The following is a 23,663-nucleotide window of genomic DNA, read 5'->3' on the forward strand; positions in this document are numbered from 1 at the left end:
AGCTGAAATAAGTTATTATAGTGAACAAGTTAATTGAACGTATCTTTCTCTTTTAAAAGATATATTCACTTTTTGGGATAAAAAAGTAAAAAAATTACCGGAGTATTTGATTCTTTAAATGTATCTTTACTTTTTTCGTTCAAAAAATTTTGCTTTAAGGATAAAATATAGACAGGATTCGATGCTTTTGTCTTTCTCTTTTTGAAAAATGGTATAATAAAGTGAGAAGGATAGAGGAGAAGTGTAAATTGATCGCACAACTAGATACAAAAACAGTTTATAGTTTTATGGAGAGCGTTATTTCGATAGACAAGTATGTGAGAGCAGCTAAAGACTATGGCTACACTCATCTGGCTATGATGGATATTGATAACCTTTATGGGGCTTTCGACTTTCTAGAGGTTACAAAAAAATACGGCATTCATCCTCTATTAGGGCTTGAAATGACTCTTTTAGTGGATGAGCAGGAAGTGAATCTGCGTTTTTTAGCCCTATCTAGTGTGGGTTATCAGCAGTTGATGAAGCTTTCAACAGCCAAGATGCAGGGGGAGAAAACATGGTCAGTCCTGTCCCAGTATCTGGAGGATATTGCGGTCATTGTGCCTTATTTTGAAGAGATTGAGTCGCTAAATCTAGAATATGATTATTATATTGGGATTTATCCAGAAACATTGACAAGCGAATTTCATCATCCAATCTTGCCCCTTTATCGGGTCAATGCTTTTGAAAGCAGGGATAGAGAAGTTCTACAAGTATTAACAGCGATTAAAGAAAATCTACCGCTTAGAGAAGTTCCCTTGCGCTCACGACAAGATGTCTTTATATCGGCAAGTTCTTTAGAGAAATTATTCCAAGAACGTTTTCCGCAAGCCTTAGACAATTTAGAAAAGCTGATTTCAAGCATTTCTTATGACTTGGATACTAGTCTGAAACTGCCTCGTTTTAATCCAGCTAGACCAGCAGTAGAAGAGTTGAGAGAACGTGCTGACTTGGGACTTGCGCAGAAGGGGTTGACTAGTAAAGAATATCAAGACCGTCTAGACCAAGAATTGACTGTTATTCATGATATGGGCTTTGATGATTATTTCTTGGTTGTCTGGGATTTATTGCGTTTTGGACGTTCGAATGGCTACTATATGGGAATGGGACGGGGTTCCGCAGTTGGTAGCTTGGTTTCCTATGCTTTAGACATTACAGGGATTGATCCAGTTCAGAAAAATCTGATTTTTGAACGTTTCCTCAATCGTGAACGCTATACCATGCCTGATATTGATATTGATATTCCAGATATTTATCGTCCAGATTTTATCAGGTATGTTGGTAATAAATATGGTAGTAAGCATGCGGCTCAAATCGTTACTTTTTCTACCTTTGGGGCCAAGCAAGCTTTACGTGATGTTTTGAAGCGTTTTGGTGTGCCAGAGTATGAATTGTCCGCAATTACCAAGAAAATCAGTTTTCGTGATAATCTAAAGTCAGCCTATGAGGGCAATCTACAGTTTCGTCAGCAAATCAATAGTAAGTTAGAATACCAAAAAGCCTTTGAGATTGCTTGCAAGATAGAGGGCTATCCCAGACAAACCTCTGTCCATGCGGCTGGTGTTGTGATCAGTGACCAAGACTTGACCAACTACATCCCTCTAAAGCATGGTGACGAAATTCCATTGACTCAGTATGATGCTCATGGAGTTGAAGCAAGTGGGCTTTTGAAGATGGACTTTCTGGGACTGCGAAATTTGACCTTTGTCCAGAAGATGCAAGAGTTGCTTGCTGAAACAGAAGGTGTTAAGATAGCTATCGACGAGATTGATTTGGAAGACAAAGAAACGTTAGCTTTATTTGCCTCTGGCAATACAAAAGGTATCTTTCAATTTGAGCAACCTGGTGCTATTCGTCTGCTTAAGCGTGTTCAACCAGTCTGTTTTGAAGATGTCGTAGCGACTACTTCTCTAAATAGACCAGGTGCTAGCGATTATATCAATAATTTTGTGGCAAGAAAGCATGGGCAGGAAGAAGTGACTGTTCTAGATCCAGCTCTGGAGGATATTTTGGCTCCAACTTATGGTATTATGCTCTATCAGGAGCAGGTTATGCAGGTTGCTCAGCGATTTGCTGGATTTAGTCTCGGAAAGGCCGATATTTTGCGTCGGGCTATGGGGAAAAAGGATGCTTCTGCCATGCATGAGATGAGGGCTTCCTTTATTCAAGGCTCCTTAGAAGCTGGTCATACTGCGGAAAAGGCAGAGCAGGTCTTTGATGTCATGGAGAAGTTTGCAGGTTATGGTTTTAACAGGTCACACGCCTATGCATACTCAGCCTTGGCCTTCCAGTTGGCCTATTTCAAAACGCATTATCCAGCCATCTTTTATCAGGTCATGTTGAATTCTTCCAACAGTGATTACTTAATGGATGCCCTAGAAGCAGGATTTGAAGTAGCTCCTCTGTCAATTAACACCATTCCCTATCACGATAAAATTGCCAATAAGTCTATCTATCTAGGTTTGAAATCAATTAAGGGAGTCAGCAAAGATTTGGCGCTTTGGATTATTGAAAATAGACCTTATTCTAACATTGAAGATTTTATAGCTAAATTACCTGAGAATTATCTGAAACTTCCTCTGCTAGAACCTTTGGTAAAAGTTGGCCTTTTCGATTTATTTGAAAAAAATCGTCAAAAAGTATTCAATAACTTAGCTAATCTATTTGAATTTGTAAAAGAGTTAGGAAGTTTATTTGGAGATACTATTTATAGTTGGCAGGAATCGGAAGATTGGACAGATCAAGAAAAATTCTATATGGAACAAGAACTTTTAGGGATAGGTGTCAGCAAACATCCCCTACAAACTATTGCAAGTAAAGCTATTTACCCGATTACTCCTATTAGTAATTTGTCAGAAAATAGCTACGCTATTATTTTGGTTGAAGTTCAGAAAATAAAAGTAATTCGTACCAAAAAGGGCGAAAACATGGCTTTCTTACAGGTAGATGACAGTAAGAAAAAATTGGATGTCACTCTCTTTTCAGACTTATATCGACAGGTTGGGCAGGAAATAAAAGAGGGAGCCTTCTACTATATCAAAGGGAAAGTCCAGTCACGTGATGGCCGTCTGCAAATGATTGCACAAGAAATAAGAGAAGCAGTTGCTGAACGCTTTTGGATACAGGTAAAAAATCATGAATCGGATCAAGAAATTTCGAGAATTTTAGACCAGTATAAAGGTCCAATCCCAGTCATCATCAGGTATGAAGAGGAACAGAAAACAATCGTTTCTCCCCATCATTTTGTAGCTAAATCTGATGAATTAGAAGCAAAATTGGATAAAATTGCTATGAAAACGATTTATCGCTAAAATTACGGAAAATAGAAGAATTTTCCAATTAAATGTGATATAATCAGTAAGAATGTTAAAAGAAAAAGGAGCATAAACCAAATGAAACGTATTGCTGTTTTAACTAGTGGTGGAGACGCCCCTGGTATGAATGCTGCTATCCGTGCAGTTGTTCGTCAAGCAATTTCAGAAGGAATGGAAGTATTTGGTATCTATGATGGATATGCTGGTATGGTTGCTGGTGAAATTCATCCCCTAGATGCGGCTTCAGTAGGAGACATCATTTCTCGTGGTGGTACTTTCCTTCACTCTGCTCGTTACCCAGAGTTCGCTCACCTTGAAGGGCAACTTAAAGGAATTGAGCAATTGAAAAAACACGGGATTGAAGGTGTAGTTGTTATCGGTGGTGACGGATCTTACCACGGTGCTATGCGTTTGACTGAACATGGCTTCCCTGCTATCGGTCTTCCAGGTACAATCGATAACGATATCGTTGGTACTGACTTCACAATCGGTTTTGACACAGCAGTTACGACTGCTATGGACGCTATCGATAAGATTCGTGATACATCATCAAGTCACCGTCGTACTTTTGTTATCGAAGTTATGGGACGTAACGCTGGTGATATCGCTCTTTGGGCAGGTATTGCTACTGGTGCTGATGAAATCATCATTCCTGAAGAAGGTTTCAAGATGGAAGATATCGTAGCAAGCATCAAAGCTGGCTATGAATGTGGTAAAAAACACAATATCATCGTCTTGGCAGAAGGTGTTATGTCAGCAGCTGAATTTGGCCAAAAACTTAAAGAAGCTGGCGATACAAGCGACCTTCGTGTGACAGAACTTGGACATATCCAACGTGGTGGTTCTCCAACAGCTCGTGACCGTGTATTGGCATCACGTATGGGTGCCCATGCCGTTAAACTTCTTAAAGAAGGTATCGGTGGTGTTGCGGTTGGTATCCGTAATGAGAAAATGGTTGAAAATCCAATTCTTGGTACTGCAGAAGAAGGAGCATTGTTTAGCTTGACTGCAGATGGTAAGATTGTGGTTAACAATCCACATAAAGCTGATCTTGAGCTATCTGACTTGAATAAGAACTTGTCATAATTAAAAAATTAGTTAATAAGACCAAAAAGGTCATTTATATAAAGGAGTCACAAAATCATGAACAAACGTGTAAAAATCGTTGCAACTTTGGGTCCTGCGGTTGAAATCCGTGGTGGTAAAAAATATGGTGAAGATGGATATTGGAGTGGAAAACTGGATGTTGAAGCTTCAGCTAAAAACATTGCTAAATTGATTGAAGCTGGTGCTAATACATTCCGTTTCAACTTCTCACACGGTGACCACCAAGAACAAGGTGACCGTATGGCAACTGTTAAACTTGCTGAAAAACTTGCAGGTAAAAAAGTTGGTTTCCTTCTTGATACTAAAGGACCAGAAATCCGTACAGAATTGTTCGAAGGAGATGCAAAAGAATACTCTTACACAACTGGTGAAAAAATTCGTGTTGCAACTAAACAAGGAATTCAATCAACTCGTGAAGTAATTGCATTGAACGTCGCTGGTTCACTTGATATCTATGACGATGTTGAAGTTGGACGTCAAGTATTAATTGACGATGGTAAACTTGGTCTTCGTGTAGTTGCTAAAGATGATGCGACTCGTGAATTTGAAGTTGAAGTTGAAAACGATGGCGTAATCGCTAAACAAAAAGGTGTTAATATCCCTAACACTAAAATTCCTTTCCCAGCTCTTGCTGAACGTGATAACGATGATATCCGCTTTGGTCTTGAACAAGGTATCAACTTCATCGCGATTTCATTCGTACGTACTGCAAAAGACGTCAACGAAGTTCGTGCAATCTGTGAAGAAACTGGAAACGGACACGTTCAATTGTTCGCTAAAATCGAAAACCAACAAGGTATCGACAACTTGGATGAAATCATCGAAGCTGCTGATGGTATCATGATCGCTCGTGGTGACATGGGTATCGAAGTACCATTCGAAATGGTTCCAGTTTACCAAAAAATGATCATCACTAAAGTTAATGCTGCAGGTAAAGTTGTTATCACTGCAACAAACATGCTTGAAACAATGACTGAAAAACCACGTGCTACACGTTCAGAAGTATCAGACGTATTTAATGCTGTTATCGACGGTACTGACGCTACAATGCTTTCAGGTGAGTCTGCAAATGGTAAATACCCACTTGAGTCAGTAACTACAATGGCTACAATCGACAAGAACGCTCAAACTCTTCTTAATGAATACGGCCGTTTGAACTCAGATTCATTTGAACGTAACTCTAAGACAGAAGTAATGGCTTCAGCTGTTAAAGATGCTACTAACTCAATGGACATTAAATTGGTTGTAACTCTTACTAAGACAGGTCACACTGCACGTTTGATCTCTAAATACCGTCCAAATGCTGACATCTTGGCGTTGACATTTGACGAATTGACAGAACGTGGATTGATGTTGAACTGGGGTGTTATCCCAATGTTGACAGATGCTCCATCATCAACTGACGATATGTTCGAAATTGCCGAACGTAAAGCAGTTGAAGCAGGCCTTGTACAATCTGGTGACGATATCGTTATCGTAGCTGGTGTGCCACTTGGAGAAGCTGTCCGTACAAACACAATGCGTATCCGCACAGTACGTTAATTAAAATAAAAAAGCCTATCATATCAAGCTTTCTAGCCTGTATGATGGGCTCTTTTTTGTCTAGAGGGCATAACTTTTTACTAGCCATTTAATGTGACGGTATCAAGTACGTCAAGTACTGCTTACTCGAGATTTTTTGTAAAGTATGTATTGGATTGTTGTCCTAGTGTATCTATAACTAAAATGTAATATGAGATAATGTCCAGAATATAGTAAATTGAAGTTGGAATAGTATGACGTGACTGATAAAATATTTCTAGAAATTAATTTGACTTCCCTAATCGATTTGTTTATATCTTAATTCAAGCTACTATAATGGTATTTTCTAAACGCAAACTTCAAAATTGATTTAGTTTTAATGGGGTTAAAAAATGAAGCTATTCAAAAACTTAATTTCAGGAGAAAAGGAAATAAATCTTTCCACAATAAAACGCATATTATCAAGGATTTCTATACCTGATATTATGCGTTTTTTTGATTTTAAAGACTTTTTGGCTAGTCTATCAAGCTATTTAAATTAATTTTTTGAAGCTGCTTGGAATTCAGGATTTTTCCATGCTTCGTCAATGATAGCTTGCAATTCTTTTGCAGATGCTTGCATTTTTTGAGTTTCTGCGTCGTTCAATGGGATATTTACTGGACGAACGATACCGTGTGCCCCAACGATAGCTGGTTGACCGATAAAGACGTTTTCAACACCATATTGACCTTCTTGGAATACAGAGAGTGGTAGCACGGCATTTTCGTCATCAAGGATTGCACGAGTGATACGAGCTAGGGCAACGGCGATACCGTAGTAAGTAGCACCTTTTTTGTTGATGATTGAGTAAGCTGCGTCACGAACTGAGATGAAAAGTTCAACAAGGTCAGCTTCATTCAAATCACGGTTTGCTTGCAACCATTGTTCCAATTTAACACCAGCAACGTTAGCGTGAGACCAAACAGCGAATTCTGAGTCACCGTGTTCACCCATGATGTAGGCATGGACTGAACGAGCGTCAACACCGATTGTTTCAGCAAGGGCTTGACGGAAACGAGCTGAGTCAAGTGAAGTACCTGAACCGATAACGCGTTCTTTAGGGAATCCAGAGAATTTCCAAGTTGAGTAAGTTAAGACGTCAACTGGGTTAGCTGCTACAAGGAAGATACCATCGAAACCAGAAGCAACAACTTGCTCAACGATTGATTTGTTGATAGCAAGGTTTTTACCTACAAGGTCAAGGCGAGTTTCACCTGGTTTTTGAGGAGCACCAGCAGTGATAACAACAAGATCAGCGTCCGCACAGTCTTCATACTTAGCAGCGTAGATTTTCTTTGGTGAAGTAAATGCAAGCGCGTGGCTAAGGTCTTCAGCGTCACCAACTGCTTTTTCAAACAATTGAGGAATTTCAATAATACCAAGTTCTTGTGCGATTCCTTGAGTAACAAGGGCGAAAGCGTAAGATGAACCTACAGCACCATCACCAACAAGGATAACTTTTTTGTGTTGTTTAGTTAGTGTCATTTGTCTAAACATCTCCTTAATTTTATTCAGGGTGTTCCCCAGTTATTTCAATTCTATCACTTTTAAAATGCTTTGTCACGGATATGCTTTGCAGTTCTTGATGTAAACGTTTTAGTGGTTCTAGATACCTGAAATATGGCAGACATTGTGGTATAATATATTTAATTACTAATTGTGAAATGAGGCATTTATTAATGCAGGATAGAAATTTAGTGAATGTCAATCTGACAAAGGAGATGAAGACGAGCTTTATCGACTACGCCATGAGTGTTATCGTTGCGCGGGCTCTTCCTGATGTTCGAGATGGCTTGAAACCTGTTCACCGTCGTATTCTCTACGGAATGAATGAATTGGGTGTTACTCCAGATAAGCCCCATAAAAAATCTGCTCGTATTACAGGGGATGTTATGGGTAAATATCACCCACACGGGGACTCCTCTATCTATGAAGCTATGGTCCGTATGGCTCAATGGTGGAGCTACCGTTACATGCTTGTAGATGGCCATGGGAACTTTGGTTCCATGGATGGCGATGGTGCTGCCGCCCAGCGTTACACTGAGGCACGTATGAGCAAGATTGCTCTGGAGATGCTTCGTGATATCAATAAAAATACGGTTGATTTCGTTGATAACTATGATGCCAATGAACGCGAACCCTTGGTCTTGCCAGCGCGTTTTCCAAACCTTTTGGTTAATGGAGCAACTGGTATTGCTGTCGGGATGGCAACCAATATTCCACCTCATAATTTGGGTGAAACTATTGATGCTGTGAAGTTGGTCATGGACAATCCTGAAGTGACCACTAAGGATTTGATGGAAATCTTGCCTGGGCCAGATTTTCCAACTGGTGCCCTCGTCATGGGGAAGTCAGGTATCCATAAGGCTTACGAAACAGGTAAAGGTTCGATTGTTCTTCGTTCTCGTACTGAAATTGAAGAAACTAAGACTGGCCGTGAGCGCATCGTTGTAACAGAATTCCCATATATGGTCAACAAAACAAAGGTGCATGAGCATATTGTTCGTTTGGTCCAGGAAAAACGCATTGAGGGGATTACAGCAGTACGTGATGAGTCAAACCGTGAAGGTGTTCGATTTGTTATCGAAGTCAAGCGCGATGCCTCAGCCAATGTTATCCTTAATAATCTCTTCAAGATGACCCAGATGCAAACCAACTTTGGTTTTAATATGTTGGCTATTCAAAATGGGGTACCGAAGATTTTGTCTCTTCGTCAGATTTTGGATGCTTATATTGAGCACCAAAAAGAAGTGGTTGTTCGTCGTACTCGTTTTGATAAGGAAAAAGCAGAAGCGCGTGCTCATATCTTAGAGGGTCTCTTAATCGCACTGGACCATATCGACGAAGTGATTCGTATCATCCGTGCTAGTGAAACGGATGCGGAAGCACAAGCTGAGTTGATGAGCAAGTTTAAGCTTTCTGAACGTCAAAGTCAAGCCATCCTTGATATGCGCCTTCGTCGTTTGACAGGTTTGGAACGCGATAAGATTCAGTCTGAGTATGATGACCTCTTGGCTCTGATTGCGGATTTAGCAGATATTCTTGCTAAGCCCGAACGTGTTTCTCAAATCATTAAAGATGAATTAGACGAAGTTAAGCGTAAGTTTGGCGACCAACGTCGTACTGAATTGATGGTTGGTGAAGTCTTAAGCCTCGAAGATGAGGATTTGATTGAAGAATCGGATGTCTTGATCACTCTTTCTAACAAGGGCTACATCAAACGCCTAGACCAAGCTGAGTTTACTGCTCAAAAACGTGGAGGTCGTGGTGTTCAAGGAACAGGCGTTAAGGATGACGATTTTGTTCGAGAGTTGGTTTCAACCAGCACCCATGATCACCTGCTCTTCTTCACAAATAAAGGTCGTGTCTATCGCCTGAAAGGCTATGAAATTCCTGAGTATGGCCGTACTGCCAAGGGATTGCCAATTGTCAATCTTTTGAAATTGGATGAAGGTGAAAGCATTCAGACCATCATCAATGTTGAAGCTGAACGCAGCGATGATGCTTATCTCTTCTTCACAACCCGTCATGGTATTGTGAAGAGAACCAGCGTTAAGGAGTTTGCTAATATTCGTCAAAATGGACTTAAAGCATTGAACCTAAAGGATGAAGATGAGTTGATTAATGTCTTGTTGACGGAAGAAGATACGGATATTATCATCGGTACCAAGCTTGGTTATGCAGTTCGCTTTAATCAATCAGCCGTTCGAGGCATGAGTCGTATCGCTACTGGTGTGAAAGGTGTCAATCTCCGTGAAGGGGACACAGTTGTTGGTGCTAGTGTGATTACAGACCAGGACGAGGTTCTTATCATCACAGAAAAAGGATATGGTAAGCGTACAGTTGCGACCGAATATCCGACAAAAGGTCGTGGTGGTAAAGGGATGAAGACGGCTAATGTAGCTGAGAAAAATGGTCCTCTATCAGGTCTTTTGACTGTTAAAGGTGATGAAGATTTGATGATTATCACTGATACAGGTGTCATAATTCGAACCAACGTTGCCAATATTTCACAAACAGGGCGCTCAACTATGGGAGTTAAAGTGATGCGCTTGGATCAGGATGCTAAAATTGTGACCTTTACAACGGTAGCAGCGTCAGAAAAAGAAGAAGTTGGGACAGAAAACGAAATAGAAGGTGAAGCATAATGTCTCATAAAAAGAATAATAAGAAAACAAACCGTAAAAATTTACTAATCAATGTCTTGGCAGGATTCTTAATCCTCTTGTCACTGGCATTAATCTTTAATTCAAAAATTCGTGATATTTTCATGGTTTGGAATACTAACAAGTATCAAGTTAGCCAGGTATCAAAAGAAAAATTGGAAGAAAATCAAGATACAGAAGGTAATTTTGACTTTGACTCAGTAAAAGCCATTTCATCAGAAGCTGTCTTATCCTCACAATGGAATTCGCAAAAATTACCAGTTATTGGTGGGATTGCTATTCCTGAAGTAGAAATTAACTTACCTATTTTTAAAGGTCTTGATAATGTCAATCTTTTCTATGGAGCTGGTACAATGAAGCGTGACCAAGTGATGGGGAAAGGAAATTATTCACTAGCTAGTCATCATATTTTTACAGCAGAAAATGCCAGTCAGATGCTATTTTCTCCCTTATCACATGCTAAAAATGGTATGAAAATTTATCTGACTGATAAGGATAAGGTTTATACTTATGTCATTCATGAGGTCAAGCATGTAACACCAGATCGTGTGGATGAGATTGATGACCGTAGTGGTGTTGATGAGATCACACTTGTAACTTGTGTGGACTATGATGCGACAGAGCGGATTATTGTAAAAGGTGATTTGAAAGATACAAAAGACTATTCACAAACACCTGAAGAAGTTCTAACAGCCTTCAATCAACCATATAAGCAACGTTATTAATAGTTAAAGAATCAGTAAACATTTAGTTTTACTGGTTCTTTTTATTTTGCTTTATAAGCATACTATATAATGCTAATACTCTTCGAAAATCTCTTCAAACTAGGTCAGCTTCACCTTACCGTACTCAAGTAGAGCCTGCGGTAGGTTCCTAGTTTGCTCTTTGATTTTCATTGAGTATAAATCAATACAAATGTTATAAATTTAAGAAAATGATTACTCATTCAAAAAAATGTGTTATAATAATAAATATAAAAAAATAGGAGATGTTTATGAGTTCTTCAGAGTTTATTTCGAAGATAGATTATTATTGCCACAAGAAAGAAAGTCTTTTCAATCAAAGTAAGTCCAAGTATGCGATTCGTTCCATGTTTGCAGGTGCTTTTTTAACTTTTAGTACAGCTGCTGGGGCTATTGGTGCGGATTTATTAAATAATATTGTTCCAAGTAGTGGGTATTTCCTTTTCCCATTTGTTTTCGCTTGGGGGCTGGCCTATATCGTCTTTCTAAATGCGGAATTGATAACTTCTAATATGATGTACTTAACAGCTGGAGTGTTCTTGAAAAAGATTGATTGGAAAAAGGCAATGATTATTTTACTCTATTGTACTTTATTTAATCTCATTGGTGCTTTGATAGCCGGCTGGGCCTTTGCCAACTCGTCAGCCTTTTCGCATTTGACCCAAGATAGCTTCCTTCCTAAGCTTGTAGCCAAGAAATTGGCGCGTCCAAGTGATTTAGTCCTGCTTGAGGGAATTATTGCCAATGTATTTGTAAATATTGCCATTCTTTCATCTATACTAGTCAAAGATGGTGCTGCCAAACTATGGATTATTTTATCAGCTATTTCCATGTTTGTCTTCTTGTCCAATGAGCACATTGCTGCCAATTTTGCTTCCTTTAGTATTATGAAATTTAGCATGATTGCTGATCAAGTACCTCACTTTGATCTTCCAAATATCCTTCGACATTGGGGTGTAACCTTCATTGCTAACTTTATAGGTGGAGGTATTCTGATTGGTTTACCGTATGCCTTTCTAAATAAGAATGAAGATACATATGTTGATTAAGAAGAATCAGAGTAGGGGTGCGGAGAAGTCATTTTGTTCTATTTAGTAATAAACATATTAAATAGAATAAAAGTTATTCCATGCAACCTCAATATCCTGATAATTGAAAATTCTAAAAGCTTGTTATTAAAACAATGTAAACGATTGCTAAATTTTTAAATTTAGGAAAAATACAATCATGAAAGGCTTTTCTTTATATCTGTTTTATGTTATAATTATCACAAATAAAAGTTTTAGGAGTTTATCATGGTTTCTTCAGAATTTATCTCAAAGATTGAATTTGCTTGCAAGAAGAAAGAAAGTCTTTATAGTCAAAGCAAATTTAAGTATGCGATTCGTTCTATGTTCGCAGGTGCATTCTTAACTTTCAGTACAGCTGCAGGTGCAGTTGGGGCTGACTTGATTAATAAAATTGCACCAGGTAGTGGACGCTTCCTCTTCCCATTTGTCTTTGCTTGGGGATTGGCCTACATTGTTTTCTTGAATGCCGAGTTGGTAACATCAAACATGATGTTCTTGACTGCTGGTAGTTTCTTGAAAAAAATCTCTTGGAGAAAGACAGCTGAGATTTTACTTTACTGTACCTTGTTTAACCTTATCGGAGCTTTGATAGCAGGTTGGGGATTTGCTCATTCGGCAGCCTATGCACATCTGACTCACGATAGTTTCATCTCAGGGGTTGTTGAGATGAAGTTAGGACGTTCAAATGAATTAGTCTTGCTTGAGGCGATTTTAGCAAATATTTTCGTAAATATTGCGATTCTTTCATTTGTTTTGGTCAAAGATAGTGGTGCCAAACTTTGGCTTGTTTTGTCAGCAATTTACATGTTTGTATTTTTAACAAATGAGCACATTGCGGCGAACTTTGCTTCTTTCGCAATTGTGAAATTCAGTGTTGCTGCGGATTCAATTGCTAACTTCGATGTGGGAAATATGCTTCGTCACTGGGGTGTAACCTTCATTGGGAACTTGATTGGTGGTGGCTTCTTGATGGGTCTTCCGTATGCCTTCCTCAATAAAAATGAAGATACTTATGTAGATTAAGAAAATGAGCACGATTGAGTCGTGCCTTTTTCATTTTTAAAATAAGGCAATAGCTATTTATTATATAAAAATATAGAGAACTGATATTTGTAAACTATACCTTAAGGTGCTACAATATCCTTAATCAAACTATTTGGAGGTCGTTTTATGACTCGTGATTTTAAATTTGAAACCTTGCAACTACATGCTGGTCAAGTTGTGGATCCAGCTACCAAGTCTCGTGCAGTGCCGATTTATCAAACAACATCCTTTGTTTTTGATGACACGCAGGAAGGTGCCGATTTGTTTGCCTTGAGAAAGCCAGGTAATATCTATACTCGTATTACAAATCCTACAACGGCTGCTTTTGAAGAAAGAATTGCAGCTCTCGAAGGTGGTGTCGGAGCTCTTGCAACAGCATCTGGTATGGCTGCAGTGACTTATACAATTTTGGCACTTGCCCATGCTGGTGACCATGTTGTAGCAGCATCAACTATTTACGGTGGAACCTTCAATCTCTTGAAGGAAACCCTTCCTCGTTATGGGATCACAACAACCTTTGTCGATATTGAAAATTTGGAGGAAGTGGAAGCAGCTATCAATGACAATACCAAGCTTGTCTTGATTGAAACCTTGGGGAATCCCTTGATAAACATTCCTGACTTGGAAAAATTGGCAGAGATTGCGCATAAACACCAGATTCCACTCGTTTCTGACAATACTTTTGCCACACCTTATTTGATTAACGTCTTTTCTCATGGTGTAGATATTGCTATTCACTCTGCGACTAAGTTTATTGGTGGACATGGTACGACTATTGGTGGAGTGATTGTCGATAGCGGTCGTTTTGACTGGGCAGCTTCAGGGAAATTCCCTCAATTTGTTGAGGAAGATCCAAGTTACCACAATTTGAGCTATACTCGTGATGTGGGTGCAGCAGCCTTTATTATCGCTGTCCGTGTTCAATTGCTTCGTGATACAGGGGCGGCCTTGTCGCCATTTAATGCCTTCCTCTTGCTACAAGGACTGGAAACCCTTTCTCTTCGTGTGGAACGTCATGTGCAAAATGCTGAGAAAATTGTTGATTTTCTTGTCAAGCATCCTAAGGTAGAAAAAGTAAATTATCCAAAACTTGCAGATAGTCCTTATCATGCCTTGGCTGAGAAATACTTGCCTAAAGGTGTGGGCTCAATCTTTACCTTCCATGTCAAAGGTGAGGAGGCAGAAGCACGCAAGGTAATTGATCATTTAGAAATCTTTTCTGACCTTGCAAACGTAGCAGATGCTAAATCGCTTGTTGTCCATCCAGCCACAACCACTCACGGTCAGTTGTCAGACAAAGACCTAGAAGCTGCAGGAGTCACACCAAACCAAATCCGCTTGTCAATCGGACTTGAAAATGTAGATGATTTGATTGAGGACTTGCGCTTGGCCTTGGAAAAAATTTAAAGAAAAAGAAGATAAACAGTGGGTTTCGACTCACTGTTTTTGATTTTCCCTTAGGCATGATATAATGGTTACAGAAGTCTAGAAAGAGGAAAGTTATGAACGAAATCAAATGTCCCAACTGTGGGGAAGTCTTTACAGTAAATGAAAGTCAGTATGCTGAACTTTTATCCCAAGTGAGAACAGCAGAGTTTGATAAGGAACTACACGATCGCATGAAGCAGGAACTGGCTTTGGCAGAGCAAAAGGCCATGAATGAACAACAGACTAAACTGGCTCAGAAGGATCAAGAAATTGCTCAATTACAGAGTCAAATCCAAAATTTTGATACAGAAAAAGAATTGGCCAAGAAAGAGGTTGAACAGACAAGCCATCAGGCTTTATTAGCAAAGGACAAGGAAGTACAGGCCTTGGAAAACCAATTGGCAACCTTGCGTTTGGAGCATGAAAATCAACTGCAAAAGACCCTTTCTGACCTAGAAAAAGAACGGGATCAGGTTAAAAACCAGCTTCTTTTACAAGAAAAAGAAAACGAGCTTTCTCTTGCTTCTGTTAAGCAAAACTACGAAGCCCAGCTCAAGGCAGCCAGTGAACAAGTCGAATTTTATAAGAATTTCAAAGCCCAACAATCTACAAAAGCGATTGGGGAAAGTCTGGAACAGTATGCAGAGAGTGAGTTTAACAAGGTCCGTAGTTTTGCCTTTCCAAATGCTTACTTTGAGAAGGATAACAAGGTTTCAGCGCGTGGGTCTAAAGGGGACTTTATCTTCCGTGAGTGTGATGAAAATGGGGTAGAGATTATCTCCATTATGTTTGAAATGAAAAATGAAGCGGACGGAACAGAGAAGAAGCACAAGAATGCAGATTTTTACAAGGAATTAGACAAGGACCGTCGGGAGAAGAACTGTGAGTATGCCGTCTTGGTGACTATGCTTGAGGCCGATAACGACTATTTCAACACGGGTATCGTGGATGTCAGCCATGAATATGAAAAGATGTATGTTGTTCGTCCTCATTTCTTTATTCAGTTGATTGGGCTCTTGCGAAATGCGGCGCTTAATTCCCTAAAATACAAGCAGGAGTTGGCCTTAGTTCGGGAGCAAAATATCGATATTACACATTTTGAGGAAGATTTGGACACCTTTAAACAGGCTTTTGCCAAGAACTATAACTCAGCTTCGACTAACTTTGGTAAGGCAATCGATGAAATCGACAAGGCCATCAAACGCATGGAAGAGGTCAAGAAGTTCCTAACCACATCCGAAAACCAACTCCGTCTAGCTAACAACAAATTGGAAGATGTTTCGGTCAAAAAATTGACCCGTAAAAATCCAACTATGAAAGCGAAGTTTGAAGCGCTGAAGGGGGAGTAGAAAGCAAAAATGAACGGTATTATTAACTTAAAAAAAGAAGCAGGGATGACTTCGCATGATGCGGTTTTTAAACTGCGTAAAATTTTGGGAACCAAGAAAATTGGTCATGGTGGGACTTTGGATCCGGATGTGGTGGGTGTTTTGCCCATTGCGGTTGGCAAGGCAACACGCATGGTCGAGTTTATGCAGGACGAGGGCAAGGTCTATGAGGGGGAAATCACTCTTGGTTATTCAACAACGACCGAGGATGCTAGTGGGGAAGTGGTCGCTAAGACACCCGTTCTGTCGCCCTTGGATGAAAAGTTTGTCGATGAAGCGATAGCCAGTCTGACTGGGCCTATTACTCAGATTCCGCCTATGTATTCAGCTGTTAAGATCAATGGTCGCAAGCTCTATGAGTATGCGCGTGCTGGTCAGGAAGTGGAGCGTCCAGAACGACAGGTTACCATTTATCAGTTTGAGCGGATAAGCCCGATTTCTTATGAGGGTCATCTTGCACGCTTTACTTTTCGTGTGAAATGCAGCAAGGGGACCTATATTCGTACCTTATCGGTTGACTTGGGAGAAAAACTTAGCTATGCAGCTCATATGTCTCAGTTAACTCGTACTAGTGCAGCTGGTTTACAACTTGAGGATGCTCTTACCTTGGAAGAAATTGCTGAAAAAGTGGAGGCTGGTCAATTGGACTTTCTCCATCCTTTAGAGATTGGGACAGGCGACCTTGTCAAAGTTTCCCTAAGTCCAGAAGAGGCTACAGAAGTGCGCTTTGGTCGTTTTATCGAGCTAGAACAGTCAGATAAGGAATTGGCTGCTTTTGAAGGAGATAAATTGCTAGCCATTCTAGAAAAACGGGACAATCTCTATAAGCCAAGGAAGGTTTTTAGATAGTCTAACTGAGGTGTAGGGAGTGTTGTTTCCCCCTAGACTATCCAAATCAGACTATAAATTTTGCTAAAAATATGATAGAATAGACGACGGATAAAAAAACGGAGGATAGCATGCAAAATAGACCAATCATTATCGGAGTGACAGGTGGTTCTGGTGGTGGTAAGACCAGTGTTTCAAGAGCCATTTTATCGCATTTTCCTGATGAAAAGATTTCCATGATTGAGCATGATTCATACTACAAGGATCAGTCTCACTTGACCTTTGAAGAGCGTGTCAAAACCAACTATGACCATCCTTTCGCATTTGATACAGACTTGATGATCGAGCAGATTAAGGAATTGTTGGCAGGGCGTCCGGTGGACATCCCGACCTACGACTATACAGAGCATACACGTAGCTGCAAGACCTATCGTCAGGAGCCTCAGGATGTCTTTATCGTTGAGGGCATTTTGGTCTTGGAGGACAAGCGCCTGCGCGATTTGATGGATATCAAGATTTTTGTGGATACGGATGATGATGTGCGCATTATTCGTCGTATCAAGCGTGATATGGAAGAGCGTGGCCGTAGCCTTGATAGCGTTATTGACCAGTATTTAGGTGTGGTTAAACCCATGTACCATCAGTTTATCGAGCCAACCAAGCGTTATGCTGATATCGTTATTCCTGAGGGAGTCAGCAATACAGTTGCTATTGACCTGTTGACGACCAAGATTGCAAAGATTTTGGAAGAAGCTCGAAACAGCAAATGATCAGATGTGGAGGCCTTGCCTCCTTTTTCTATTTTTCTCTCATAATGGTACATAAATGAAGATTTTTAGGCATATTTTTGGTATAATAATACCCATGAAAGAGCAAGAAAATGAATAGTAGGTGAAGATGGAAAAGTATTTATCAGTAACAACTTTGACCAAGTATCTGAAAATGAAATTCGATAAAGACCCTTACTTGGAACGGGTCTATTTAACTGGTCAAGTTTCCAACTTTCGTAAACGACCTACTCACCAATATTTCTCCCTAAAAGATGACCATGCAGTTATTCAAGCGACTATTTGGTCTGGGATTTATCAGAAATTAGGCTTCGATTTGGAAGAAGGGATGAAGATCAATGTAATTGGGCGTGTACAGGTCTATGAACCGAGCGGTAGCTACTCCATCATCATTGAAAAGGCAGAGCCTGATGGGGTTGGGGCGCTTGCGATTCAGTTTGAACAACTCAAGAAAAAATTGACAGAAGAAGGCCTGTTTCAAGAGAGGTTCAAGCAACCTCTGCCCCAATTTTCTAAGAGAATTGGTGTAGTAACCAGTCGCAGTGGAGCCGTTATTCGAGATATTATCACGACTGTCAGCAGGCGATTTCCAGGTGTCGATATTCTTCTCTATCCGACAAAGGTTCAAGGAGATGGAGCAGCAGAGGAAATAGCTCGAAATATTGCGCGTGCAAATCAACGGGACGATTTGGATTTGCTGATTATTGGTCGTGGTGGAGGTTCTATTGAGGATCTCTGGGCCTTTAACGAAGAAATTGTGGTACGAGCTATTTTTGAATCTCGTTTGCCAATCATTTCTAGTGTGGGGCATGAGACGGATGTGACCTTGGCAGATTTTGTGGCAGATCGTCGCGCTGCGACGCCAACAGCTGCTGCTGAATTAGCAACACCTGTGACCAAGTTGGATGTGTTAGCTCATTTGCAAAATCAGGAAAAACGGATGGGAACGGCAGTTCGAAATGTCCTATCGAAGAAACAAGAAGCTTTGAAAAAATGCAGTCAGTCTGTTATCTTTAGACAACCAGAACGTTTGTATGATGGCTATATGCAACGCTTGGATCAACTGCAACTGCGCTTAAAACAAAGTTTACGTACACGGATTTCTGATAACAAACAAGTCGTCCAAGCAAGGACACATCGACTGGTACAATTATCACCCGTTACCAAAATTCAACGCTATCAAGACCGTCTAGGCCAGTTGGACAAGCTATTACGTAGCCAAATGGCGCTGGTTTATGATGCCAAGGTTGCTGAGGTCAAGCGACTTTCAGAAGCCTTGCTGATGTTGGATACCAGTCGAATCGTGGCGCGTGGCTATGCAATTGTCAAAAAAGAAGAGTCCGTAGTTGATTCGGTTGAAAATTTGAAGAAAAAAGACCAAGTGACGCTTTTGATGCGAGATGGTCGAGTAGAATTAGAGGTTAAAGATGTCAAAACAAAAGAAATTTGAGGAAAATCTAGCTGAACTGGAGACCATTGTCCAAAGTTTGGAAAATGGTGAAATTGCTCTAGAAGATGCGATTGCTGCCTTTCAAAAGGGTATGGTCTTGTCAAAAGAACTCCAAGCGACGTTGGACAAGGCTGAAAAGACCTTGGTCAAGGTTATGCAAGAAGATGGAACAGAAAGTGATTTTGAATGAAGAAGCAAGAAAAATTAGCTCTTGTCGAGTCGGCTTTGGAAGACTTTTATGGCGACCAGCAGTTTGCCTCTAGTTTGCGAGAGTCTGTTCTCTATTCCATTCATGCTGGTGGCAAACGTATTCGGCCTTTTCTCTTGTTAGAAGTTTTGGAAGCCTTACAAGTTATAATCAAACCTGCTCACGCGCAGGTGGCTGCTGCCTTGGAAATGATTCATACAGGTAGCTTGATTCATGATGATCTTCCTGCCATGGATGATGATGATTACCGTCGAGGGCGGTTGACCAATCATAAGAAATTTGGCGAAGCTATGGCGATTTTGGCTGGAGATGCTTTATTCCTAGATCCTTACGCCTTGATAGCGCAGGTAGATTTGCCAAGTCAGATCAAGGTGGACTTGATTGCTAACTTATCGCTTGCGTCAGGAAGTCTGGGCATGGTAGCAGGCCAGGTTTTGGACATGGAGGGTGAACACCAGCATTTGTCTTTGGAAGAACTTCAGACCATTCATGCTAATAAGACTGGAAAACTACTAGCTTATCCCTTCCAAGCAGCTGCTATTATAGCCGAATTGGCACCTGAAATGCAGGCAAAACTGAAAACTGTAGGTGAATTGATTGGGCTTGCTTTTCAAGTTCGAGATGACGTACTGGATGTGACAGCTAGTTTTGAAGAAATCGGTAAGACACCACAAAAGGATCTACAGGCAGAAAAATCAACCTATCCTGCCTTGTTGGGTTTGGAAGAGGCTATTGCCTTTTGTAACCAGACTTTGGATCAGGCTAATGCAAAATTAGAAGAAATTACCCAGCAGGTTCCTTTTGATATAGAATCGATTGTAAGTGTAGTAGAAAGTTTGAGAATCAATGGCTAAGGAAAGAGTGGATGTACTAGCTTATAAACAGGGCTTGTTTGAAACGCGAGAGCAGGCCAAGCGTGGAGTGATGGCTGGTCTAGTCGTAGCAGTCCTTAACGGAGAGCGGTTTGACAAGCCAGGAGAGAAAATTCCAGATGACACCGAGCTAAAACTTAAGGGCGAGAAACTCAAGTATGTCAGTCGTGGTGGTTTGAAACTGGAGAAGGCCTTGCAGGTCTTTGATTTGTCAGTGGAAGGGGCAACTACGATTGATATCGGGGCTTCTACTGGAGGATTTACCGATGTCATGTTGCAAAATGGTGCCGAGTTGGTCTTTGCAGTCGATGTTGGTACCAATCAGTTGGCTTGGAAATTACGCCAAGACCCACGAGTTGTCAGCATGGAGCAGTTCAATTTCCGTTATGCTGAAAAGACTGATTTCGAGCAGGAACCAAGCTTTGCCAGTATTGATGTGAGTTTCATTTCCCTCAGTCTGATCCTTCCAGCCTTGCACCGTGTCATGGCTGATCAAGGTCAGGTTGTGGCTCTGGTTAAGCCCCAGTTTGAAGCAGGACGTGAGCAGATTGGAAAAAATGGAATTATTCGAGATGCTAAGGTGCACCAGAATGTCCTTGAATCTGTCACAACCATGGCAGTAGAGGAAGGCTTTTCAGTCCTTGGTTTGGACTTTTCTCCCATCCAAGGTGGTCATGGAAATATTGAGTTTTTAGCATATTTGAAAAAAGAAGAGTCAGCAAGTAACCAGGTTCTTGCTGAGATTGAAGAAGTAGTAGAGAGGGCGCATAGTCAATTTAAAAATGAATAAAAAAGAGAGACTTGAAAAAATTAGACGATTTGTGACAGATTATCAAATCGGTACACAAGAAGAAATCGTAGAACATTTGAAAGAGGCAGGTATCACTGCCACTCAAGCGACGGTATCCCGAGATATCAAGGAGCTGGGAATTGTCAAAATTCCTTTGAGAGACAACACCTATGTCTACGAATTGCCAAAATCAATCGTAAAAAGTTTACAACTGGCTGAAGACAATATCGAATCGGCAGAATTGATGGATAAGATGATCAATCTCCAAGTGATTCCAGGAAATACAGCTTTTGTAAAAGCTCAGTTAATCGAGACCTTTGCGGACAAGATTTTCAGCTGTTTGGCTGATGATAGCTCGATTTTAGTCATTGCAAGAAGTGAAAGTCTAGCTGAGGAAATCTTTGAACAAGTAAAAAATTGGTAGGTCTATATGTTACTTGAAATTTCGATAAAAAACTTTGCCATTATTGAGGCTATTTCCCTCAATTTTGAAAAGGGGATGACAGTCCTGACTGGTGAAACAGGTGCAGGGAAGTCGATTATCATTGATGCCATGAATATGATGTTGGGAGCTCGTGCTACGACAGATGTTATTCGTCATGGTGCGCCAAAGGCAGAGATTGAGGGGCTTTTCTCAGTTGAGAATAGTCGCCTTTTACAGGAAATTTTTGATGAGCAAGGTTTGGAAATGGGTGATGAAATTATCATCCGTCGGGAAATCTTGCAAAATGGTCGGAGTATCAGCCGTGTCAATGGCCAGATGGTCAATCTGTCTGTTTTGCGAGCTATTGGGCAACATCTTGTGGATATTCATGGTCAGCATGACCATGAGGAGTTAATGCGTCCTCAACTGCATATTCAAATGTTGGATGAATTCGGTGACGCAGCTTTTTGGGCCTTGAAAGAAACCTATCAAACGAGTTTTGATGCCTACCGTAAAATGCGTAAGCAGGTTCTGGAAGTCAAGAAAAACCAACAGGAACATAAGGCTCGTATTGAAATGTTGGAATTTCAAATGGCAGAGATTGAGGCTGCAAACTTGCAGGCTGGAGAAGACCTGGCTCTCAACCAAGAGCGAGATAAACTCCTCGACCATAAAAATATTGCGGATACACTGACCAATGCATACAGCATGTTGGACAATGAAGATTTTTCAAGTCTGGCCAATGTTCGTTCTGCCATGAATGACATGGAAAGTATCGAAGAGTATGACCCTGAATACCGTGAAATTTCAAGCTCTCTGTCTGAGACCTACTATGTCTTAGAAGATATTAGCAAACGTTTGGAAGCTATTATCGAGGATCTTGATTTTGACGGCAATCGCCTCATGCAGGTTGAGAATCGCTTGGATCTCCTTCATACCATTACCCGTAAGTATGGTGGGACTGTAGACGATGTCTTGCTTTATTTTGCCAAGATTACGGAAGAATACAATCTCTTGACAGGCAACAACCTTTCTTCTGAAGACATGGAAACCGAGCTCAAGAAATTGGAAGTCAATCTTGTTGATTTGGCAGGCCAGCTTGCATCTGCTCGTCATGACTTGGCTCAGCGGCTAGAAGCAGAGATTAAACAAGAGCTTCAAGATCTTTATATGGAAAAAGCCCAGTTTCAGGTTCGTTTTAGCAAGGGAAAATTCAGCCGTGAGGGAAATGAAATGGTCGAGTTTTACATTTCAACCAACCCTGGCGAAGACTTTAAACCCTTGGTCAAGGTTGCGTCTGGCGGGGAATTATCTCGTCTCATGCTAGCCATTAAGTCTGCCTTTTCTCGTAAAGAAGGCAAGACCAGCATAGTCTTTGATGAGGTGGATACAGGAGTTTCAGGCCGTGTAGCTCAGGCTATCGCGCAGAAGATTCACAAGATTGGCCAGCATGGTCAGGTACTGGCTATTTCCCATTTGCCACAAGTGATTGCGATTGCGGATTATCAATTCTTTATTGAGAAGATTAGCAATGACCATTCAACCGTTTCGACTGTTCGTCTTTTGACGGTTGAAGAGCGAGTGGAGGAAGTTGCCAAGATGTTGGCAGGTGATGATGTGACAGAAGCTGCCCTGACACAAGCCAGAGAATTGTTGAGAAATAGGGAGAAATAAGATGACAGACTATTATGTAATTGGAGATGTTCATGGAAAAGCAGGGATGCTAGAAGACCTTCTCAAAACATGGGATGGTCAGACCCAGTTGCTCTTTCTAGGGGACTTGATTGACCGCGGTGAAGATAGTCGCCGTGTTCTAGAGATAGTTAAGGACTTAGTGGACAATCAAGGGGCTATCTGTTTATCAGGAAACCACGAGTATATGTTTCTGACTTGGCTCGATGACCCAGAAGAGAGCTATGATCACTATCGCCGTAATGGTGGAGATACAACCATTAACTCTATCCTAGGTCGTCCCTTGAATGCACCAGTTGATGGAGTTGAGGATGCCAAGCGTGTTACTACCGAAGCAGCAGACTTGGTCGAATTCATTCGTCAAATGCCTTTTGTGGTAGAGACAGACAAGTATATCTTTGTTCACGCAGGTATTGATTTGACCTTGGATGACTGGCATGAAACCACAGATTATAAAAAAGTCTGGCTTAGAAAACCATTCCACGAAGCAGAAAATCATACTGGAAAAATCATTGTCTTTGGCCATACACCGGTCTATGGTTTGCTGAAGCAAGAGCGTGGTACAACTGAGCTTTGGACTACAGAAGATGGCAAGATTGGAATGGATGGAGGAGCTGTTTATGGTGGTGTCCTTCATGGGATTGTCTTTACAGACCAAGGAATGACAGAACACCACTTTATCGAAAATGACGGCTTTGTTGCTGAAGATTAGTACTCCTAGCAGGGTATGGTCTTGTCAAAATGTCAAAAA

Annotated in this window: 19 protein-coding genes; 18 read left to right on the plus strand and 1 reads right to left on the minus strand. The window is 40.7% G+C overall.

What is annotated here, in order from left to right; genetic code table 11:
- Window positions 1-248: 248 nt before the first annotated feature.
- The 3 genes from RWM06_RS00125 (at window position 249) to pyk (ending at window position 6,002) form a co-directional block, all read left to right on the plus strand.
- Window positions 249-3,350, plus strand: coding sequence for a DNA polymerase III subunit alpha (locus RWM06_RS00125; RefSeq protein WP_313969659.1), 3,102 nt, complete (start codon window positions 249-251; stop codon window positions 3,348-3,350).
- A gap of 81 nt (window positions 3,351-3,431) precedes the next feature.
- Window positions 3,432-4,439, plus strand: coding sequence for a 6-phosphofructokinase (pfkA, locus tag RWM06_RS00130; protein ID WP_313969660.1), 1,008 nt, complete (start codon window positions 3,432-3,434; stop codon window positions 4,437-4,439).
- Window positions 4,440-4,496: 57 nt separating this feature from the next.
- Complete coding sequence (gene pyk, locus RWM06_RS00135) at window positions 4,497-6,002, plus strand: pyruvate kinase (RefSeq protein WP_313969661.1); 1,506 nt, start codon at window positions 4,497-4,499, stop codon at window positions 6,000-6,002.
- A gap of 517 nt (window positions 6,003-6,519) precedes the next feature.
- Here the strand turns inward: pyk and RWM06_RS00140 are convergent.
- A complete protein-coding gene (locus RWM06_RS00140; RefSeq protein ID WP_247934378.1) occupies window positions 6,520-7,506 on the minus strand; it encodes an L-lactate dehydrogenase in 987 nt (328 codons plus the stop codon).
- A 194-nt stretch (window positions 7,507-7,700) separates the two neighbouring features.
- Between RWM06_RS00140 and gyrA the strand changes: the two genes are divergently transcribed.
- The 15 genes from gyrA to RWM06_RS00215 all read left to right on the plus strand — a co-directional run bounded on the left by gyrA (window position 7,701) and on the right by RWM06_RS00215 (window position 23,624).
- Entirely contained in the window at window positions 7,701-10,169 is a 2,469-nt protein-coding gene (gyrA, locus tag RWM06_RS00145) for a DNA gyrase subunit A (protein WP_313969662.1), read from the plus strand.
- Window positions 10,169-10,912, plus strand: coding sequence for a class A sortase (locus tag RWM06_RS00150; protein WP_313969663.1), 744 nt, complete (start codon window positions 10,169-10,171; stop codon window positions 10,910-10,912). The genes gyrA and RWM06_RS00150 overlap by 1 nt, the downstream gene beginning before the upstream one ends.
- Window positions 10,913-11,181: 269 nt before the next feature.
- Entirely contained in the window at window positions 11,182-11,979 is a 798-nt protein-coding gene (locus RWM06_RS00155) for a formate/nitrite transporter family protein (protein ID WP_313969664.1), read from the plus strand.
- A gap of 246 nt (window positions 11,980-12,225) precedes the next feature.
- A complete protein-coding gene (locus tag RWM06_RS00160; protein ID WP_313969665.1) occupies window positions 12,226-13,023 on the plus strand; it encodes a formate/nitrite transporter family protein in 798 nt (265 codons plus the stop codon).
- Between the two features lie 147 nt (window positions 13,024-13,170).
- The gene (locus RWM06_RS00165; RefSeq protein ID WP_313969666.1) at window positions 13,171-14,451 is read left to right on the plus strand and encodes an O-acetylhomoserine aminocarboxypropyltransferase/cysteine synthase family protein; all 1,281 of its coding nucleotides are present in this window, start codon (window positions 13,171-13,173) and stop codon (window positions 14,449-14,451) included.
- A 95-nt stretch (window positions 14,452-14,546) separates the two neighbouring features.
- Window positions 14,547-15,821, plus strand: a complete 1,275-nt coding sequence (locus tag RWM06_RS00170; protein WP_313969667.1) for a DUF2130 domain-containing protein — start codon at window positions 14,547-14,549, stop codon at window positions 15,819-15,821.
- A 9-nt stretch (window positions 15,822-15,830) separates the two neighbouring features.
- The gene (gene truB / locus RWM06_RS00175; protein WP_313969668.1) at window positions 15,831-16,709 is read left to right on the plus strand and encodes a tRNA pseudouridine(55) synthase TruB; all 879 of its coding nucleotides are present in this window, start codon (window positions 15,831-15,833) and stop codon (window positions 16,707-16,709) included.
- Window positions 16,710-16,819: 110 nt separating this feature from the next.
- The gene (gene udk, locus RWM06_RS00180) at window positions 16,820-17,458 is read left to right on the plus strand and encodes a uridine kinase (RefSeq protein ID WP_313969669.1); all 639 of its coding nucleotides are present in this window, start codon (window positions 16,820-16,822) and stop codon (window positions 17,456-17,458) included.
- Window positions 17,459-17,585: 127 nt separating this feature from the next.
- Complete coding sequence (gene xseA / locus RWM06_RS00185) at window positions 17,586-18,926, plus strand: exodeoxyribonuclease VII large subunit (protein ID WP_313969670.1); 1,341 nt, start codon at window positions 17,586-17,588, stop codon at window positions 18,924-18,926.
- A complete protein-coding gene (locus RWM06_RS00190) occupies window positions 18,904-19,116 on the plus strand; it encodes an exodeoxyribonuclease VII small subunit (RefSeq protein WP_000043226.1) in 213 nt (70 codons plus the stop codon). The genes xseA and RWM06_RS00190 overlap by 23 nt, the downstream gene beginning before the upstream one ends.
- A complete protein-coding gene (locus tag RWM06_RS00195) occupies window positions 19,113-19,988 on the plus strand; it encodes a farnesyl diphosphate synthase (RefSeq protein ID WP_313969671.1) in 876 nt (291 codons plus the stop codon). The genes RWM06_RS00190 and RWM06_RS00195 overlap by 4 nt, the downstream gene beginning before the upstream one ends.
- Window positions 19,981-20,796, plus strand: a complete 816-nt coding sequence (locus RWM06_RS00200) for a TlyA family RNA methyltransferase (protein WP_313969672.1) — start codon at window positions 19,981-19,983, stop codon at window positions 20,794-20,796. Before RWM06_RS00195 ends, RWM06_RS00200 begins: the two co-directional genes overlap by 8 nt.
- The gene (locus RWM06_RS00205) at window positions 20,789-21,220 is read left to right on the plus strand and encodes an arginine repressor (protein ID WP_020900686.1); all 432 of its coding nucleotides are present in this window, start codon (window positions 20,789-20,791) and stop codon (window positions 21,218-21,220) included. Before RWM06_RS00200 ends, RWM06_RS00205 begins: the two co-directional genes overlap by 8 nt.
- A 6-nt stretch (window positions 21,221-21,226) precedes the next feature.
- A complete protein-coding gene (recN, locus tag RWM06_RS00210) occupies window positions 21,227-22,894 on the plus strand; it encodes a DNA repair protein RecN (RefSeq protein WP_313969673.1) in 1,668 nt (555 codons plus the stop codon).
- A gap of 1 nt (window position 22,895) precedes the next feature.
- Window positions 22,896-23,624, plus strand: a complete 729-nt coding sequence (locus tag RWM06_RS00215; protein ID WP_313969674.1) for a metallophosphoesterase family protein — start codon at window positions 22,896-22,898, stop codon at window positions 23,622-23,624.
- Window positions 23,625-23,663: the final 39 nt, after the last annotated feature.

This window comes from uncultured Streptococcus sp., assembly GCF_963516575.1.
In the GTDB taxonomy this organism is placed as follows: Bacteria; Bacillota; Bacilli; order Lactobacillales; family Streptococcaceae; genus Streptococcus.

Excerpts from the sequence above, each read along its gene's own strand:
- RWM06_RS00205 (WP_020900686.1), top strand. The coding sequence starts at position 20,789 with ATGAATAAAAAAGAGAGACTTGAAAAAATTAGACGATTTGTGACAGAT.
- RWM06_RS00170 (WP_313969667.1), top strand. The coding sequence starts at position 14,547 with ATGAACGAAATCAAATGTCCCAACTGTGGGGAAGTCTTTACAGTAAAT.
- recN (WP_313969673.1), top strand. The coding sequence starts at position 21,227 with ATGTTACTTGAAATTTCGATAAAAAACTTTGCCATTATTGAGGCTATT.
- RWM06_RS00195 (WP_313969671.1), top strand. The coding sequence starts at position 19,113 with ATGAAGAAGCAAGAAAAATTAGCTCTTGTCGAGTCGGCTTTGGAAGAC.
- udk (WP_313969669.1), top strand. The coding sequence starts at position 16,820 with ATGCAAAATAGACCAATCATTATCGGAGTGACAGGTGGTTCTGGTGGT.
- truB (WP_313969668.1), top strand. The coding sequence starts at position 15,831 with ATGAACGGTATTATTAACTTAAAAAAAGAAGCAGGGATGACTTCGCAT.
- gyrA (WP_313969662.1), top strand. The coding sequence starts at position 7,701 with ATGCAGGATAGAAATTTAGTGAATGTCAATCTGACAAAGGAGATGAAG.
- pyk (WP_313969661.1), top strand. The coding sequence starts at position 4,497 with ATGAACAAACGTGTAAAAATCGTTGCAACTTTGGGTCCTGCGGTTGAA.
- RWM06_RS00165 (WP_313969666.1), top strand. The coding sequence starts at position 13,171 with ATGACTCGTGATTTTAAATTTGAAACCTTGCAACTACATGCTGGTCAA.
- RWM06_RS00190 (WP_000043226.1), top strand. The coding sequence starts at position 18,904 with ATGTCAAAACAAAAGAAATTTGAGGAAAATCTAGCTGAACTGGAGACC.
- xseA (WP_313969670.1), top strand. The coding sequence starts at position 17,586 with ATGGAAAAGTATTTATCAGTAACAACTTTGACCAAGTATCTGAAAATG.
- RWM06_RS00215 (WP_313969674.1), top strand. The coding sequence starts at position 22,896 with ATGACAGACTATTATGTAATTGGAGATGTTCATGGAAAAGCAGGGATG.
- RWM06_RS00150 (WP_313969663.1), top strand. The coding sequence starts at position 10,169 with ATGTCTCATAAAAAGAATAATAAGAAAACAAACCGTAAAAATTTACTA.
- RWM06_RS00200 (WP_313969672.1), top strand. The coding sequence starts at position 19,981 with ATGGCTAAGGAAAGAGTGGATGTACTAGCTTATAAACAGGGCTTGTTT.
- RWM06_RS00140 (WP_247934378.1), bottom strand. The coding sequence starts at position 7,506 with ATGACACTAACTAAACAACACAAAAAAGTTATCCTTGTTGGTGATGGT.
- RWM06_RS00160 (WP_313969665.1), top strand. The coding sequence starts at position 12,226 with ATGGTTTCTTCAGAATTTATCTCAAAGATTGAATTTGCTTGCAAGAAG.
- RWM06_RS00155 (WP_313969664.1), top strand. The coding sequence starts at position 11,182 with ATGAGTTCTTCAGAGTTTATTTCGAAGATAGATTATTATTGCCACAAG.
- pfkA (WP_313969660.1), top strand. The coding sequence starts at position 3,432 with ATGAAACGTATTGCTGTTTTAACTAGTGGTGGAGACGCCCCTGGTATG.